The sequence below is a fragment of the Streptosporangium sp. NPDC001681 genome (genome assembly GCF_040298085.1).
Lineage (GTDB): Bacteria > Actinomycetota > Actinomycetes > Streptosporangiales > Streptosporangiaceae > Streptosporangium.
The window spans coordinates 1-16,257 of record NZ_JBEOZN010000181.1 but is presented as its reverse complement, the minus strand read 5'-3'; the positions used below and the strand labels follow the sequence as shown (position 1 = coordinate 16,257).

The following is a 16,257-nucleotide window of genomic DNA, read 5'->3' as shown; positions in this document are numbered from 1 at the left end:
ACGCCCCCCACGTCGGGATGCTTCCAGGTCCACCAGGCGACGTACAGGGCGGGTAAGGCGATGAGGTCGACGGGATCGGCCAGGACCCGGGAGGGACCCCAGACGAGGGTCCAGGCTTGCGAGGCGAGGGCGGCGCCGACGGTGGTGGTCTTGACCAGGGTGAAGGCCGCGCCGGTGAGCAGGATGGATGCGCAGGGGTGGCGGATGAGCAGGTTGAGCAGGGGCGGGGCGACGATCAGCCCGGCGATGTCACTGAGCTTCCCGGTCACCAGGCCAGGCCACAGCGGCTTGAAGAGGTGGTCGTTGAGCAGCAGGACTACCACGGCGATCACGGTCAGGGGGTGACCGATCCAGGCCAGAGCCGAATTCCTCATACCCAAAGAGATGAGGAGAGATCACACGTCGTTCGCTTCGATCCGCATTCGTGATCAACCTGCCGTCCTGCTTCCCACTGCCCGGGTCAGCCGACGGCGCTTCTGGAATTTCTCGAGGCGCCATCGCTGAGCTCGCCCTTACGGGGTGTCGGTAAGACTCGTGCAGCCAGGTACACGCGATTGAGTTCGCCCAGGTCAGCGGTGGCCCTACTGATCGGTGGGGAGATGGCTGACGGCGTCTTCGAGGTCGGCGTGGGTAGGCAGGGTGTAGCGGCGCCCGCGCGCAGGAGGTTGGTCGCCAAGGTGTGCCGCAGGATGTGGGCGGAAAGGGCGAGGGCGCCCGCGTCGTCGAGGATGTCGGCGTCGGTGGCGAGTTCGTCCATGAGCTGGTCGACCGCCCGGGCCGACAGACGCCCGCCGCGGCGATTGAGGAACAGCGCCGGGGTGTCGGCGCCGGGCCAGGAGGCGCGGTCGGTGCGCCACTCGGTGATGGAGGTCCGCGCGGTGCCGTCCAGGAGCGGGATCTCGCGGGAGGTCTCGCCCTTGCCGGAGCGGACGATGACCTTGCCTTTGCGCGCCGAGAGCGGGACGTCGTCGTCGTCCAGAGCGACGAGCTCGGCGATCCGGACGCCGGAGTAGAACAGCAGCCGGCCGATGGCTCGGTCGCGGGCGAGGGGGCGGCGTTCGACGGCGCGCAGGTAGCGCTTCTGCTGGCGGGCGTCCAGGGCACGGGGCGCGAGCTTGGGGGCGTCGTCGCGGCGGACGACGGCGGGGCCGAGTCCGAGCTGGGTGAAGAAGTGGTCCAACGCGGTGAGGTGGGCGTTGACGGTATTCGACGCGCGGCGCAGCACGGTCTTCATGTGGGTCTTGTAGTCGCGGATGGCGAAGTCGCGGTTGTGCGCGTCGGTGAGCGGGTCGCCGTCGGGGCCGCTGACCTCCAGCCAGGCGAGGAAGGTCCGGACCCGGGAGTCGTAGGCGCGGCGGGTGTCGCCGTCCAGCGGGGCCCGCTTCAGCGCTGCGGCGTAGGCGGCGTGGATCGTGGTGAACGCCTCGGGTACCGCTTGGTGCTGCCGCCCCACATCGCCCTCGCGATATCAGAAGTTGATTCGCCGAGCTAAGCGGCGTCCAGGACCGCGATATCAGAAGCTAGTCCTGCGATTAGCTTCTGATATCGAGAGATATCAGAAGCTCTGATGGGAGGGTTGATCGGGCCCAAAGTCCCGAGGCCACGCTCAGGCCAAGTCCGTTCGGGGGTCGGCCAAGATACGACGGAAACCGGCAACCAGTGATCTTGAGTTGAACTTGCCGCAGGTGAGGTGCTGGGCGGATCGGCGTCGCCTGCCCGACCAGGGACAGCGATGCGCAAACGCAGCCGGAGGCCCGATCTTGTGTCACCGTCGGCAGTGGACTTCTTCGCGTACCCGCTCAGATCGGTCAACGGCGCACCCGATAGCGCAGGTGAAGCACCCGGTTGCCCTGAATCACCACGTCAGGATCCTCCAACAGGTGCTGCGCGTCGACCGACCCGAAGTAGCGCTTGCCGGACCCGAACACCACGGGTACGACGTCCATGCGCACCTCGTCGACCAGACCCGCGGCAAGCACCTGGCCACCGACGTCGCCAGCGGCGACCTCGACCAAGCGGTCACCCGCAAGCTCCTGCGCCTTGGCCACGGCTGCCTCGACGCCGTCGACGAAGTGAAACGGCGCCTCGGGGTCCCAGCCCTCGGGCATCGGCCGGTGTGACACGACGACCACGTGGTCGATCCCGCTCGGAGGCTTCCCGTCCCAGCCGTCCGTCATGTCGAAGACGTGGCGGCCGACGATCGTGACTCCGATCTGGTCCCAGTACGTCCGGGTGTAATCGTAGGACGTCTGCGACACCTTCAGCTCGCCGCTCTCGTCCAACGGGACGTCACCGCTGGACAACCAATCGAACAGCGGTCCGGGCTGATCATTCTCGTCCGCGACGAAGCCGTCCACCGACACCGAGCTGTACATGACCACCTTGCCCACGGGGCTCTCCTCTGCTTTGGGGTGCCCCCAAATTAGCGTGTCGTGAGCTGTCGCTCTTGTAAGAAATCAATCGGCCGGCAGCGGCCAGCCGTCCAGCGCGTGGCCGGGATGTTCGCGCAGGAACCGCCGCCGGACTTCGACGTACCGGGTCGGCGTGAGCCCGGTGAACGCCCGGAACTCGTGGCCGAAGTGGGCCTGGTCGAAGTAGCCTGCGCCACCGGCGAGGTCGCCCCAGTCGATCGGTCCGGCGGGGTTGATCGCGAACACGGTGGCGGCGAAGCGGTAGGTGCGGGCCAGCCGCTTCGGCGTGACGCCGATGAGCTCCTTGAACCGCTGCGCCAGATGAGTGCTGCTGACACCGGCTGCCACGCTCAGGTCGCCGATCGCCACCGCCCCGCTGGTCGCCGCGATGACGCTGCTCGTATGGCGGACCATCCCCAGACCGGCGGTCTCGCACAGCCGTCGCATTAGCTCCTCCTCCAGCAGCGTCAGCATCTCGTACGGCCCGGCCGCCGTGGCCAGCCGGTCCCGCAGCTCGGCAATGGCGGGCCGGCCCCAAACCTGCTCCACCGTCACCGGCCGGTCACACAGCTCGGCCGCGGGCATCGGCAGGAACGGCGCCAGCCCCCACGGCTTGAAGTGCACGCCGACTGACCGGGTCTCCGGCGGATAGCCGAACTCGAAGGCGCGGGTGGGCATGGTGACCACGCAGCCGTCGGCGTACTCGGCCGTCTCGATGTCGGTGCCGGCGCGGATGCGGAACGGCGCCCCGAGGTTGACGATGAGCAGCGCCGCCGGCATCGGCGGCAGCGTCAGCCGGGCGTACGGCGGCGCACCCTCCAGGTAGTAAAGGTCGTCGATCAGCCCGTCCAGCGGCGGTCGCGGCACTCTGGACACGTACTCCACGCCCACAGTATCGCCGACGCCCCGCCGGCATGGTCCAGCCGCGCTGCCGCCGGAACGGGCGAGCGTCCGGCGTTACGCAGTCGGCAGGTCGGTGAGGTCCAGGCGCCGGTCGGTGCGCAGCTGGATCTCACCGTAGGGGGTCATGTTGGTGTGGAACAGCGGCGTGAGCCCGCGCCGGTCGGCGTCGGTCAGGACGTTCTCCCACTCGGGTAGGGCGAGGGTGTCCTGGATCATCAGCGTGTTGATCAGACCGAGGGCGGATTGGAGAATGTGCAGGCACAACATCCCCAGCTCCTGTTCCTCGCGCCGGTTCGAGGCGAGCTCGCCGCGCTTGCCGAACTTGATGTAGTCGTTGAGGCCGTTGTAGTTCTCCACCACGTTCAGCTCGGATTCGGTCTCCCGCTGAAGATCGCGGTCGCGAAGCCAGCGGGCCAGGAAGACGGTGCGCTGGGCGCGGCCGACCTCCAGCATCGCGGCGTAGGCGGGGTGGGTGGTCTCGCTGGTGAACCGGCGTAGCAGGGCCTCGGTGGAGGCGGTCCGCAGCCGGATCGCGGTGGCGTACTTCATCATGATGTCGTAGTTCTGGGTGATGATGTCCCACCGGATCGGCCTGGTCAGCGCGGGTCCGAGCAACGGGTAGGAGGAGTCCTCGCCCCGGCCGGGCACATACAGCTTCATCTTGTTGATCTGCTTGAACCGGGCGACCAGGTCGAAGTCCAGCAGCCGGGTGATCCCGAACCCAACGAACGAGGCGCCGTGGGAGTCGACGAAGTTCTGCTCGATCTCCATGTCGGTGCCGTGCCGCATCGCGCCCTCGACCATGGCGTGCACCTCGGACGCGGAGCAGGAGATCAGCTGGGAGTGGACGGCCATGGACCCGCCGGTTTCGACCGTCCAGTAGATCAGCATGCCGCGCTTGGCCCTGCGGTAGCGGGAGTGCCACTCGGTGAAGATGTTCTGATCGAAGGCCGAGAAGTGAGTGGAGTCCGAGGCGACCGCGGTCGTGCCCTGCCCCACAGGGCGGCCTGCCGGACGGCGAAGGTCGCGTTGGCGATCACCCGGGCGACCTCGCGGCAGGCCTCGACGGTCAGGTAGCGGCGGCGCGCGTAGCGAAGGTCGTCCTCGGTGTGGGGATGGTCGCCGGCGGCGACCGCGCGGATCCCGGTCCCCGTCCCGTAGGCGTAGATCAGCAGCAGGAGCCGTTCGAACAGCACCGCCGCGTCCAGGTGGTTCTGCGTCCCGGCCGGGGTGAAGACGTTCAGGCAGCCCGTCCGCAGGGCGGTCTCGGTCAGCATGTCCATCAGCGGGACGACGCCCCACCGGTCCCGGATCGCCGCCTTCAGCCGGCGCAGGTTGCGCGGTTCCGGGGCGGCGTCCAGCGGGGTGAGATGGATCGCCCCGGCGTTGCGCCGTTCGGCGATCTTCAACCAGGCCAGGCCCTTCCCGGCCAGGGCGTCGTTCAGCGCCGACAGTTCGGCGTCCATCTCGCCCCGGAGCTGGTCGACGAACGCCTGCGGATCCAGCGGTTTGCGGAGTTTGGCGTAGTTCTCGGCCCGCCTGTCCTCGAAGTCCTTCGGCAGGTCGTCGTCGGGGTTGCGCCACCGGTCGGCGCCGACCACCCAGATCTCCTTGCACCGCAGTTTCTCCCGTAGCGTCTGAAAGACGCCGCACTCGTACACGGTGCGCAGGATCCGCTGCCGCTTCGTGCTGTCGGCCCGGTACATCAGCTCCACCAGCTCGGCCGGGACGATCCCGGGGTCGAGGAACAAAGGGACAGTCATTAGCGGTACGGGCTGTTCGAGCAGGTCAGGGCGATGCACGACCAACAGTGTTGAGTCAGCTTTTCGGCCCGAACATGGCGGGACGGTCCGGCGTGATAACACGATCTTTAGTGTTTCCGCAGGTCGCGGTGACCATCCGCACCATGATCCATCTCACCGCCAATGGCTGTCCCCGCGTTCCTCGACCCCGGGCTCGGCGTCGTCCTGGCCCCAGAGATGTCTGGCGGCCTTGAGGGTGGCAAGCACGTGACAGTGGGCCATCGGGATGGCAGTAGGAGCGTGGAGGGCAGGGAGTTCAATCCGAGCGCGCTGAGCTGGTACGGCTGCCCCTCGGCCACACTAAGGTCCCCTATGAGCTCTTTGCGGCCTGGAGGCGGATGCCCTCGATCGCGATGTCCAGCAGTCGGTCCGCCTGCTCGTCGTCATCGTGGTGCTCGGTGGCCAGTGAAATGGCATTGATGAGCGCGAGCAGGTCCTCGGCGAGAAGGCCGGGACGCACGGCGGCCGCCTGTTGTGCTCGTTGCAGGAGTTCGCGCGCCGCATTGGTGATCATCGCCTGACAGCCTTCGTTCTGATCCAGCAGGTCGGCGTCCCGGCCATCGTGAAGCAGTGAGGCGGCCAAGCCGCGACTGCCGGCCGCGTAGGCGTTGAGGTCACGCAGCCATGCGAAGAGCGCGGGGCCTGGCTCGCTCTCCTTGGCGTGTTGCGCTGCCATGGCGCACAGGTCCTCGACGCGGTCGTGGAAGACGGCTTCGAGAAGGGCCCGGCGGGAGGGGAAGAACCGGTGCAGTGTCGCCGATCCCGTTCCGGCTCGACGGGCGATCTCCTTCAGGGAGGCGCCGGCGCCATGACATGCGAAGACCTCCCGGGCCGCGCCGAGGATGCGGTCGTAGTTGCGCTGGGCGTCCGCGCGCAGGGGCCGTCGTTCGGTGGTGTGGACCATGGCGACCTCCGGGCTTTGACAACTGGGCTGGCTGTCCGGTTAGAGTAGCCGAGCTGTAAGTGGGCCGCCAGCCCACTTATGTTCGGAATCACTGGGAGAGATCATGCGCGCCGTCCAATACACCCGTTTCGGCCCTCCCGAGGTGCTGCGCGTCACTGACGTGCCCACGCCTCAGCCTGGGCGGGGAGAGGTGCTGGTTGAGGTCCGCGCTGCGAGCGTGGACGCAGGGGAGGTCGCCTTCCGCGTGGGCAAGTTGCGCGGCATCAGCCGGGCCCGCTTCCCCCGCGGCGTGGGAGGCGACTTCACCGGCCGCGTCGCTGCCGTGGGCCCCGGAGTTCACGCGTGGAGTGTGGGTGAGGAGGTGTGGGGGCTGATGCCGCACTTCTCCTTCGGCTCCCTCGCCGACTACGTCACCGTTCCCGAACAGCGGCTCGCCCGAGCGCCGAAGAACCTGAGCCTGCTGGATGCCGCCGCCCTGCCGACGTCGGGCACCACCGCTATGACCGCCCTGACGGACAAGGCCGGCCTCAGCAGCGGTGAACGGCTCTTGGTCCGCGGTGCCACAGGGGGCGTCGGCAGCATCGCCGTGCAACTGGGCAAAGCGCTCGGCGCCCACGTCACCGCGCTCGCCGGCGCCCGCAATCTCGACTGGGTCACCGAACTTGGCGCCGACGCGGCCCTGGACTACCGTACGACCCGGCCGCAGGATCTCGGCCACTTCGATGTGATCCTCGACCTCGTGGGCACCGATCTCGGGGCCTACCTGGCCCGGCTCACCCGGGGTGGCCGCATGGTCGCGCTCGCCTTCGACCAAGACCGCATCCTGACCTCCATGGCCACCATAGGACTGCGGGCCGCCCTCTCACCCCGGCGGATGAAGCTCTTCAGCAACAACCCCTCTCCCGCGCGGATCACCGAGCTCACCGCCTCGGCCGAAGCGGGAAGCATCCGCCCGGTCATTGACACCGTCTACCCGATCGCCGGCATCGCGGAGGCTCACCAACGACTCGAAGCCGGCGGCGTCCGCGGGAAGTTCGTCATCGACATGCAGCGCTAATGCCTGCGAGGGGACAGTCCCGCGGGCGCACCGTCCCCGCGGCCGGCTTTTGCCGCCATCGCATGCCAGCCATCCGAAGACACCCCGTCCAGCAGAGGCAGAACCTCCGGCATCCCCAGCCGGACCAACGTCGTCACCGCTTCCAAGACCGCGAACCACTGCCTGGCATTCGCCACCTGGCCGGCGATCAGCGCGGGACGCCCGACAGATCCAAGGCCGAGCCGTTGAACACCTCCAGGTGCATATCGCGCACCATCTCGGTGCCCACCCCTGTGGCAGCCCTGATCGCATCACACGTCTCCGGGGTCGCCACGATGTCGTACGCCAGTGAGCAGACATCGCCCGATGCCGCGCGGACATCCAGCCCAACGCCTCGACGATCAACCACGGCGGGCATCCGTTCCGGACCGCCAACCGATCTACCCAGGACGCGAACGACTCGCCAGGCGCAGGAGCAACCACCAGCGCCAACCGCCGAGGCCGGATGCCACCATCCGGGCTGAACCTCCTGCCGTACACGCGCCTACTGACATCTCCAATGGCCTGTTGCCAAGTCCACTGACAACTCGCGTGCCGTACTGACATCTGTAAGCGCCTCAGACACCCGTCGTGATCTCTGGCGGGAGTCACTGACCAGCCGATCTCTATAGGAGAGACGCCTGATGGCCCTGCCGGTGATGACGGTGGAGCAGCGTGCGAAGGCTGTCATCAAGTACAGGCGAGCGTGTTGTGCCTGGTCGGTGAGGTCTTCGTCACCGCTAAAAGGAGTCGGCCAGAGCACGGCTGAGCTGCTGAAACATCAGGGCGTCCGGTCTTGTCGCCACAATCCGCCCCCATCCTTTTCGATGGCCGGCGGCCACGCGAACCGTTAGCCGCGCAGTGCCGACCAGGACCCGTGGTCGGCCAGGCGCAGCAGGGCTGACAGGCCGGCCTCGTCGAAGGCCGTCTCCACCTCCGCGCGTCCTTCGGAGAAGTGCGTCCATCCGTCGTAGTGGGCCGGGATCACGACCGTGACGCCCAGCACCGCGGCGGCGGCCGCGGCCCGGTGGCCGTCCAGCGACACCGGACGTCGCCGGAACTTGCCCGGTACGCGGGCCGCCCCGGCGTTCAGCACCGCCGCGTCGATGTCCGGCACGCGTCGGGCGATCGCGGCCACGGCGCGCATGGAGGCGTTGTCGCCGCTGACGTAGACGGTGGGCAGGTCCGCGCCCGACAACACGAAGCCGGTGACCTCGCAGTTGATGTTGCCCTGCGGGTCCCGCTCACCGTCCTCGGGGCCGTGCACGGCGGGGACGGCCAGGACGGTCAGGTCGCCGCCGCCGTCCGGGCGGGGCAGGGTGAAGGTCGTCCAGGGGGCCAGGCCCACCGCCGACGCGCCGAGCCGGTCGGCCGCGCCGGGCACGGTGAGCGTCAGCGGGGCCGCCATGGCGAAGGCGCGGCCCCGGTCGTCGAGGTTGTCCGGATGGGCGTCGTGGCTGACCAGCACCAGGTCGACGGCCCCCAGCCGGTCCTCGGTCACCGCCGGGCCGAGCGTCTTGGTCAGGTAGCCGTGCGGGCCGGGGCCGTCGAAGGTCGGGTCCACGACGACACGCAGGCCACCGGCGTCGATGACGGTCGTGGGACCGCCCAGCACCGTCGCGGCGCAGTCCTGCCGGGGCAGCTTCTGATCACTCACGGGTCCATGCTGCAACGCCCGTGAGGCGTTTCCATGGACGACACACCAACGTGTGCGTCACGGCCATCCGGCTCTCCCGCAAGCCGCGGCCGCCCTTCCACCGACCGCCCTACGAATCCGGATCAATACTGACCGCACAAGATCCAGCCCGTCACCCGGTCCGCGAAAGATCCCCGGATACCCGTCCGGCCTGGTCTAACTCAAACGCTTGTACCTGGCTGCACGAGTCTTACCGACACCCCGACTCGGAGGCCCAGAAGAAGAGCGGTTTTGTGCGTGACGATCAACTCCCCGGATAACATCCAGCCGAGCCCGGAGCTAACGCCGGAAAAACTCCCCGGATAACATCCAGCCGAGCCCGGAGCTAACGCCGGAAAAACTCCCCGGATAATAAGGAGAGGAGTCCGGAGGGTGACCGCGAGCACCGACAACAAGATCAACAAGAGTGGCGCGACCGCTGGCCGCCGTCACGTTGCTGTATGAACACGGACCCGCGCTGCGCCTGGCTGTCAAACGCGCCCGGGTGCCCAAGCCCGGCGCCCCTGATGCCTTGACCCGGGCGCAGGAGAACGCGGTGCGCCGCGCCGCCGACCGGCGCGGACCCCGCGACTCAGCACTCATCGCCGTCCTGCTCGGCGCTGGAGCCCGCGCCGAAGAGGCCCAGCGCCTGTGCGTCGGCGACGTGCCGATCACTCCCAGCAGCGGCACCGCCCGCCTGCACGGTAAGGGGGATGAGGTCCGTACCGTCCCGCTGCCGGTCCCGGCTCGCGAACGCCTCGCGGCCTGGCTGCCGACCCGGGCCGAGCTGCTGGAGGCTCGCCCCGAGCTGGCCGGGACGGTCGGCGAAGGGCTGTGGGTCGGCCAGCGCGGACGGCTGACGGTCGACGGCGTCACCGACGTGGTGCGCGCCGTCGGCAAGACTGCAGGCCTGCCGACCTTGCGCCCGCATCGGCTACGCCACACCTACGCCACCCGGCTACGCGAAGCCGGCGCCGACCACGCCCAGATCCAAGCCCTCCTCGGACACGCCTCCATCGAGACCACCGCCCGCTACTTCCGCGCCTCGGCCACCGAAGTCGCCGATCTGGTCGACCGCGCCCTCGACTACTGATGCTCCGTGGACTGGTGCTGGCCACTGGACCACTACCGTGCCAGGCCGATGCGGTGAATCGGCCAGGGCGCCTCGCGTAGATCCTGTTAAGAGACAGGTGTGGGGGAAGACGACGTCCACATACAGGCGCCGCGTGGCCTAGCAACGCCCCTGCCTCGTGCCCGGTCGGCGGCTGGAACGGCCTGGCGGACCCACCCCTGCGCGCGATGTCCATGCTCATCGCGAATGATTGTCGCGGTCCGCGGGTGCTGCTTGAATCGGGATCGTGGTCCTCGACGAATTACGCGATCTTCTCAACCGCCATGCTCGGCCTGATCTGAGGACTTCCATCGAGGACGTGCTGATCTTCAAGGCCGAACACCCCCAGCCGCCGACGCCGACGACCTACGGCAAGGTGCTGGCTGTGGTCGCGCAAGGAGTGAAACGGTTCGCGTTGGGCGACACGGTCTACGAGTACCGGGAGGGGCAGTACCTCGTCGCCTCGGTCGACCTGCCGGTGACCGCCCACTTCGCCAAGGCCAGCCCGGAGCTGCCGGGGCTCGGGGTCGGGCTGACCCTGCATCCGGCCACCGTCGCCGAGGTACTGCTGCAGGCGGCTCCCGGCGACCTCCCGGAGCTCGGCGACGACGCTCCGCCGGGCCTGGCCGTCAGCACCGCTTCGGCCGAACTCCTCGACGCCGTCGTCCGCCTGGTGCGCCTGCTCGACCGCCCCCAAGACATCGCCGTCCTCGCGCCCCTCATCAAACGAGAGATTCTCTGGCGGCTCATCACCAGCGACCAGGGCCCCGTCATCCGCCAGCTCGGCCTGCCTGACAGCAGCCTCAGCCACATCGCGCGCGCTGTTCAGTGGATCCGTGACCACTACGCGCAGTCGTTCCGGGTCGAGGACGTGGCCAAGCTGGCGGGGATGAGCGTCTCCGCTTTCCACCGGAGCTTCCATGCAATCACCGCGATGAGCCCGATCCAGTTCCAGAAACAGATCCGGCTCCAGCAGGCGCGACTCCAGCTTGCGGCGGCTCCCGCCGACATCGCCGCTGTCGGCCGCCGCGTGGGCTACGGCAGTCCGTCGCAGTTCAGCCGCGAGTACCTTCGCCAGTTCGGGGCATCCCCCAGCCAGGACGCCATGCGCCTGCGCGCCACGAGCTGAGTTCCGTGGTGGTCAGTCCTCCAGGACTCGGTCGAGACGGATCGGCAGCTGCCGCTGCCGGACCCCGGTGGCATGCCAGACAGCGTTGGCGATCGCAGCCGCGGTGCCGACGTTCCCGATCTCACCGGCACCTTTGACTCCCATGGGGAGGCCGGGTTCGTGGTCAGGCACGAATTCGGCTTCGATGTCGGGAACGTCGGCGTGTGCGGCGATGTGATAGCCGGCGAAGTCAGGGTTGACGTGCCGCCCCGAGACCGGGTCACGGACGCCCTCTTCGTGCAGAGCCATGGACAGCCCGCCGACCATTCCCCCGATGACCTGGCTGCGGGCCATGAGCGGGTTGATCACCCGGCCTACGGCGAACAGCCCGAGCAGCCGCCGCACGCGCACCTCACCGGTCGCCGGGTCGACGGTGACCTCGGCGAAGACGGCGCTGTAGGCGTGTCGTTCCCTGGATGGCAGCTCGCCGAGCAGGTGCGTCGTGTCGACCGTGACCGTCGCCGGCCGTTCCGGGCCGCGCATCTTCGCCGCGGCCTCGGTGATCGCCCACGCCCAGGACGCGGTCCCGCGGGACCCGCCCGCGCTCCACGCGGGGCCGAGGTCGCTGTCGGAGATCCGAAGCCCGATCTTCTCCACGCCGACCTCCAGCGCATCGGCGGCGATCGCGGTCAGCGCGGTGCGGGCGCCCGTGCCCAGGTCGGTGGCGGCGACGACCACGGTGAAGGTGCCGTCCGGCTCGGCCGTGATGGACGCCGTCGAGGGGAACGCCCCGGTGCTGAAGGACGTGGCGGCCAGCCCGGTGCCGACGAGCAGGGATCCCTCCCGCCGCATCCGCGGCCGGTGGTCGCGATCTGCCCAGCCGAACCGGCGTGCGCCTTGACGCAGGCACGCGACCAGATTCCGGCTGCTGAACGGCAGTCCGGACACGGGACCGACGACGGGCTCGTTGCGCAGCCTGAGCTCGAGCGGGTCCATCTCCAGGCGCTCCGCCAGCTCGTCCATGGCCGATTCGAGCGCGAACGAGCCGGGCGCCGCGCCGGGGGCACGCATGGAGTACGGCGGCAGGATGTCGAGCGGAACCGCCGTGAGCCGGGTGCGGATCGCGGGCGCCGCATAGAGCGTCTTGGTGAGCTCGGTGCACCCCTCGATGTACTCCGCGAGCGGGGACAGCTCGAACGCGGCCACGTGGTCGATCGCCCGCAGGCGCCCATCGGCATCGGCTCCGATCCGGATCACCTGGTCCGTGGCCGGCCTCTGCGCGGTGGCCAGGAACACCTGGTCGCGGGTGAGCGTGACCCGCACGGGCCGCCCGAACCGCGTCGCGGCCATCACGGCCAGGATCAGCTGCGGCCCGCACATGCCCTTGGACCCGAAGCCTCCGCCGACATGCTCGACACGGATACGCACCCGCTCCGGAGGCAGGCAGAAGAGCGTGGCCAGGGTGACGGCGATCTGGTATGGCCCCTGGTTGGAGTCGACGGCCTGCAGGCGTTCTCCCTCCCACCAGGCGGTCGCCGAGTGCGGCTCCATGGCGCTGCAGTGCTCCTCGGGCGTGCCGTACCTCTCGTCGACCACTACCGCGGAGGCGGCCAGCCCGGCGTCCACATCGCCGACGTCCACGGGCCCGTCGAAGAGGGCCGATGCCGGACGGCCTGCCGGGTGGCCGAAGAAGAACTCCGTGTCATGCGGTTGCACGTCATAGACCACCGGCAGCGCCTGGGCGGCGGCACGGGCCTGTTCGGGCGTCTCGCCCACCACGAGGGCGATGGGGCGGCCCGGGTGCGGGATCACGTCATCCTGCAGGAGTCGCAGCCCTCCGTCCGGACCGAAGAAGTGCCCTGCTTCCGGGTTGAGCCGGGGCGCATTCCTGTGATCGATCACGCCCAGCACGCCGGGCATGTCCTGAACGGCCGCGACGTCGATGTCGAGGACGCGCCCGCGGGTGATGGTGGATACGACGACTGCGCCGAAGGCCAGGCCCGGCACCGGCTCGTCGGCGGAGTAGCGGGCGCCGCCGGTGACCTTGGCTCGGCCCTCGACGCGGGGCCGCGCGGCCCCGACGGCTCCCGCGGCCGTCGGGGCCGAGGATTCAGCGTTCATGGGTGATCTCCTTCAGTACGGCGAAGCCGCCAGGTCGGTCAAGACGGCCACGATGAGATTGCGCGCCAGCGTCACCTTGTAGGCGTTGCCGGGCAGCGGCTCGGCGGCGGCCAGCTCGGCTTCGGCGGCCGTCCGGAACCGGTCGGCGGTGGCGGGGCCGTCCAGCAGCAGGCTCTCGGCGGTCCTGGCGCGCCAGGGCCGCGACGCGACCCCGCCGAGGGCGATCCGCGAGCTGCGCACCACCCCGTCGCGGATGTCCAGGTCGGCGGCGATGGACACGGTCGCGAAGGCGTACGACGCGCGCTCGCGGACCTTCCGATACCGCGAGAGCGGCGAGATGGCAGACTCCGGGAGACGCACCGCGGTGATCAGGGCTCCGGGCGGCAACGCCGTCTCCCGCTCTGGCGTGTCGCCGACGGGCAGGTAGAACTCCTCCAGTGGGATGTCCCCGGCGCCGTCGAGGGTCTCGTAGCGCACGACCGCGTCGAACGCGGCCAGCGCGACCGCCATGTCCGACGGGTTCGTGGCCACGCAGTGCGGCGACCAGCTGAGGACGGCGTGGTTGTGGTGCGCGCCGGCGATCGCTGAGCATCCGCTGCCGGGGGCGCGTTTGTTGCACGGTTGCGAAGGGTCGGCGAAGTAGGAGCACCGGGTCCGCTGCAACAGGTTCCCTGCCATCGTGGCCATGTTGCGCAGCTGGCCTGACGCGCCCGCCAGCACTGCCTGGCTCAGCGCCGGATACCGGCGCCGCACCTCGGGGTGGGCGGCGAGATCGCTGTTGGTCGTCGTCGCACCGATCTCCAGCCCACCGCCGGGTACCTGCCGGATGCCGTCCAGCGGAAGGAAACGAACGTCCACCAGCCGGGTGGGGGACTCGACACCGGCTTTCATCAGGTCGACGAGGTTCGTGCCGCCGCCGAGGTAGCGGACGTCGTCGTTCCCGGCGACCAGTCTGAGCGCCTCACTGATCCCCGAGGCGCGCTGATAGGCGAACTCCTTCATCGGGCCTCCTCCAGGATCGCGCGCACGATCGACGGGTACGCGCCGCAGCGGCACAGGTTGCCGCTCATCCGCTCGCGCACCTCTGCCGTGTCCAACGCCGGCGCCGGGCCGTCCGGGCAGAGATCGGCGGTGACCGCGCTGGGCCAGCCCGCCGCGTGCTCGGCCAGCATCCCGATGGCCGAGCAGAGCTGCCCGGACGTGCAGTAACCGCATTGGAACCCGTCGAGCCGTACGAAAGCCTGCTGGATCGGCCGCAGCTCGCCGTCACCGGCGAGGCCTTCGACGGTTGTGACCTCGGCGCCCTCGGCGGCGACCGCAAGCGTCAGGCAGGACAGCACCCGCCTGCCGTCCAGCAGCACGGTGCAGGCGCCGCACTGGCCGTGGTCGCAGCCCTTCTTCGGCCCGGTGTGGCCGGTGTCCTCGCGCAACGCGTCGAGCAGCGTCCTGCGATTGTCGAGGCACAAACGATGTGTCGCGTCGTTGACGCGCAGCGAGATCACACTGCGGGTGTCGTTGGTCATGGTCTTCCTTCCTTCAGGCGCGGCATGCCCGGGCGCGTGAGGCTGGATGGCAGGGGGCTGGCGGCGCATGTGTCGCGGCTGGCCCGCTCGCGCGCGTACCGGGTGGTCTCGACGACGATCAGAGTGATCAGGAGGGTCACCAGTCCCGCCAGCCCAGCCAGCGGCGGCAGGACGACGGCGGCCGGCGTGGCCGCAAGGATGGCGCAGGCCGCCAGCAGCCGGGGGCGGCTCAGCGTGTGGTGCATGCGGCGTTCGAACAACAGATGCCCGACGAGGTACAGCGTGAAGCCACCGAAGAGAGCGAGCGCGGAGAACACGCCCAGCGGCCGGCTGTCCCCGGCGTGTGCGAGCACGCCCTCCACCCCCAGGGCGGTGAGCAGGATGCCGGCGATGAGAGGCAGGTGCCCGTAGGTGTAGGCCTCGACAGCCAGGCGCAGCCTCGTTTCGCCCCGTGCCCGTCCGAGCCGGTGCTCGGCCGCACGTGCCACCACCTCGAAGTACAGCCACCACAGGCACACCGCGACGGCGACGCCGAGGACGGCGGCGAGCAGCAGGGCCCCGCTCATGGGCCGGTCGGCGGCGCCGACGCCGATGGCCAGGAACGACTCGCCGATGGCCAGGATGACGAACAGGCCATGACGCTCGCTCAGGTGGGCCGGGCTGTGCAGCCGCCACTGGCCGTGCCTAGCCGTGAGGTAGATGCCGACCCAGTCCACCAGGAGGGCGACGGAGAACAGAAGCACCTGTGTCCAGCCCCCAAGCAGCGCCCCGGACACCAGCAGAACCGCGCTCGTCAGCATGGGCAGCCAGGTGATCGCGATCTGCCGTCGCAGCCCGGCGTCACCGGTCGCGGCCACCGCGAAGACCGCGAGGTGCACCCAGCGGACCAGCAGGCAGGCGCCCACCAGCACCACAGGGCCGTTCAGGCCGCCCGGCTCGTCGTCCCATGCTTCGGGGATGGTCAGGCCGACGACGAACATCGCCGTCATCGCGACGACCATTCCCGCCCGCGGCAGACCCTGGTCGGCTCGTGAGTGGTTGCCCAGCCAGGTGTAGCCGGACCAGGTGCCCCACAACAGTGCGAGCATCAGCAGCCCCCGGAGCACGCCGGGAGCGCTGTGCTGCTGGGCCATATAGCCGTTGAGCTGCGTTATCGCGAAGACGTAGACCAGGTCGAAGAACAACTCGAAGGGCGTCGCACGATGGTCCTCACCGGTGGAGCGAACGTTGCCGTGTTCACGTCTCACACCCATGGTCACCCCTCCAGGTCATGCGACGCGTGCGCGTTCATCGGGGAGCAGTGGGCGCGTCTGCGCCGGGACGCGGGGCCTTCGGCAGAAGTAAACGAATGCGGACGGCACGTTGGCCCACACCGTGCGGCTGACCACGACCTCATCGAACCGCTCGCCCAAGGACTGCCGTAGCCGGCGAGTGGGGGAAGCCCACCGCGTGTAGGTGTACGCGAACGTGGTGAACGCGCCATGCGGGGCGAGAGCGTGGGTGACGGCGCAGAGGAGGTCGTCTTGCAGGCCCGGTGCGAAGGCCGCCCAGGGCAGCCCGCTCACGATCACGTCCGCGTGGTCGAGGCCCGCTACCCACAGGTCGACGTCGACGTCGACCTGTG

At 69.4% G+C, this 16,257-nt stretch carries 15 protein-coding genes and 1 pseudogene; 3 read left to right on the top strand and 13 right to left on the bottom strand.

Going from position 1 to position 16,257, the window contains the following annotated elements; genetic code table 11:
* The 6 genes and pseudogenes from ABT130_RS43630 to ABT130_RS43605 all read right to left on the bottom strand — a co-directional run.
* A partial coding sequence (locus ABT130_RS43630; RefSeq protein ID WP_350965792.1) for a hypothetical protein occupies positions 1-374 on the bottom strand: 374 nt, incomplete at its 3' end.
* 86 nt (positions 375-460) lie between these two features.
* Complete coding sequence (locus ABT130_RS43625) at positions 461-1,453, bottom strand: tyrosine-type recombinase/integrase (RefSeq protein WP_350965790.1); 993 nt, start codon at positions 1,451-1,453, stop codon at positions 461-463.
* Between the two features lie 355 nt (positions 1,454-1,808).
* Positions 1,809-2,390: a dihydrofolate reductase family protein gene (locus ABT130_RS43620; RefSeq protein WP_350965788.1), complete on the bottom strand. Its 582-nt coding sequence runs from the start codon at positions 2,388-2,390 to the stop codon at positions 1,809-1,811.
* 66 nt (positions 2,391-2,456) lie between these two features.
* Positions 2,457-3,296: a helix-turn-helix domain-containing protein gene (locus ABT130_RS43615; protein WP_350965786.1), complete on the bottom strand. Its 840-nt coding sequence runs from the start codon at positions 3,294-3,296 to the stop codon at positions 2,457-2,459.
* A gap of 72 nt (positions 3,297-3,368) precedes the next feature.
* Positions 3,369-5,050 (bottom strand): annotated as a pseudogene (locus ABT130_RS43610) (Tn3 family transposase); the annotation flags it as partial.
* 376 nt (positions 5,051-5,426) lie between these two features.
* The gene (locus ABT130_RS43605; protein ID WP_350965784.1) at positions 5,427-6,020 is read right to left on the bottom strand and encodes a TetR/AcrR family transcriptional regulator; all 594 of its coding nucleotides are present in this window, start codon (positions 6,018-6,020) and stop codon (positions 5,427-5,429) included.
* 103 nt (positions 6,021-6,123) lie between these two features.
* Between ABT130_RS43605 and ABT130_RS43600 the strand changes: the two genes are divergently transcribed.
* A complete protein-coding gene (locus ABT130_RS43600; protein ID WP_350965782.1) occupies positions 6,124-7,077 on the top strand; it encodes an NAD(P)-dependent alcohol dehydrogenase in 954 nt (317 codons plus the stop codon).
* Positions 7,078-7,264: 187 nt separating this feature from the next.
* Here the strand turns inward: ABT130_RS43600 and ABT130_RS43595 are convergent, their stop codons facing one another.
* Together ABT130_RS43595 and ABT130_RS43590 are read right to left on the bottom strand one after the other, a co-directional pair.
* Positions 7,265-7,465 carry a hypothetical protein gene (locus ABT130_RS43595; RefSeq protein ID WP_350965780.1) on the bottom strand — a complete coding sequence of 67 codons (201 nt, stop codon included), beginning with the start codon at positions 7,463-7,465 and terminating at the stop codon, positions 7,265-7,267.
* Positions 7,466-7,945: 480 nt separating this feature from the next.
* Positions 7,946-8,752 (bottom strand): MBL fold metallo-hydrolase, encoded by an 807-nt coding sequence (locus tag ABT130_RS43590; RefSeq protein WP_350915685.1) that lies wholly within the window; start codon positions 8,750-8,752, stop codon positions 7,946-7,948.
* Between the two features lie 445 nt (positions 8,753-9,197).
* On the opposite strand from ABT130_RS43590, the gene ABT130_RS43585 reads away from it, so the two are divergent.
* Positions 9,198-9,863, top strand: a complete 666-nt coding sequence (locus ABT130_RS43585) for a tyrosine-type recombinase/integrase (protein WP_350965778.1) — start codon at positions 9,198-9,200, stop codon at positions 9,861-9,863.
* A gap of 337 nt (positions 9,864-10,200) precedes the next feature.
* Positions 10,201-11,010, top strand: coding sequence for an AraC family transcriptional regulator (locus ABT130_RS43580; protein ID WP_350965776.1), 810 nt, complete (start codon positions 10,201-10,203; stop codon positions 11,008-11,010).
* 12 nt (positions 11,011-11,022) lie between these two features.
* Here ABT130_RS43580 and ABT130_RS43575 read toward each other — a convergent pair whose 3' ends face one another.
* From ABT130_RS43575 to ABT130_RS43555, 5 genes are all read right to left on the bottom strand, one after another.
* Positions 11,023-13,110 carry a xanthine dehydrogenase family protein molybdopterin-binding subunit gene (locus ABT130_RS43575; protein WP_350965774.1) on the bottom strand — a complete coding sequence of 696 codons (2,088 nt, stop codon included), beginning with the start codon at positions 13,108-13,110 and terminating at the stop codon, positions 11,023-11,025.
* Positions 13,111-13,122: 12 nt separating this feature from the next.
* Complete coding sequence (locus ABT130_RS43570) at positions 13,123-14,112, bottom strand: FAD binding domain-containing protein (protein ID WP_350965772.1); 990 nt, start codon at positions 14,110-14,112, stop codon at positions 13,123-13,125.
* Positions 14,109-14,633 (bottom strand): (2Fe-2S)-binding protein, encoded by a 525-nt coding sequence (locus ABT130_RS43565; RefSeq protein ID WP_350965770.1) that lies wholly within the window; start codon positions 14,631-14,633, stop codon positions 14,109-14,111. The genes ABT130_RS43570 and ABT130_RS43565 overlap by 4 nt, the downstream gene beginning before the upstream one ends.
* Positions 14,630-15,886 (bottom strand): low temperature requirement protein A, encoded by a 1,257-nt coding sequence (locus ABT130_RS43560; RefSeq protein ID WP_350965768.1) that lies wholly within the window; start codon positions 15,884-15,886, stop codon positions 14,630-14,632. The genes ABT130_RS43565 and ABT130_RS43560 overlap by 4 nt, the downstream gene beginning before the upstream one ends.
* Positions 15,887-15,901: 15 nt before the next feature.
* Positions 15,902-16,257 (bottom strand): class I SAM-dependent methyltransferase (locus ABT130_RS43555; RefSeq protein ID WP_502992248.1); only part of this gene is annotated, 356 nt, incomplete at its 5' end.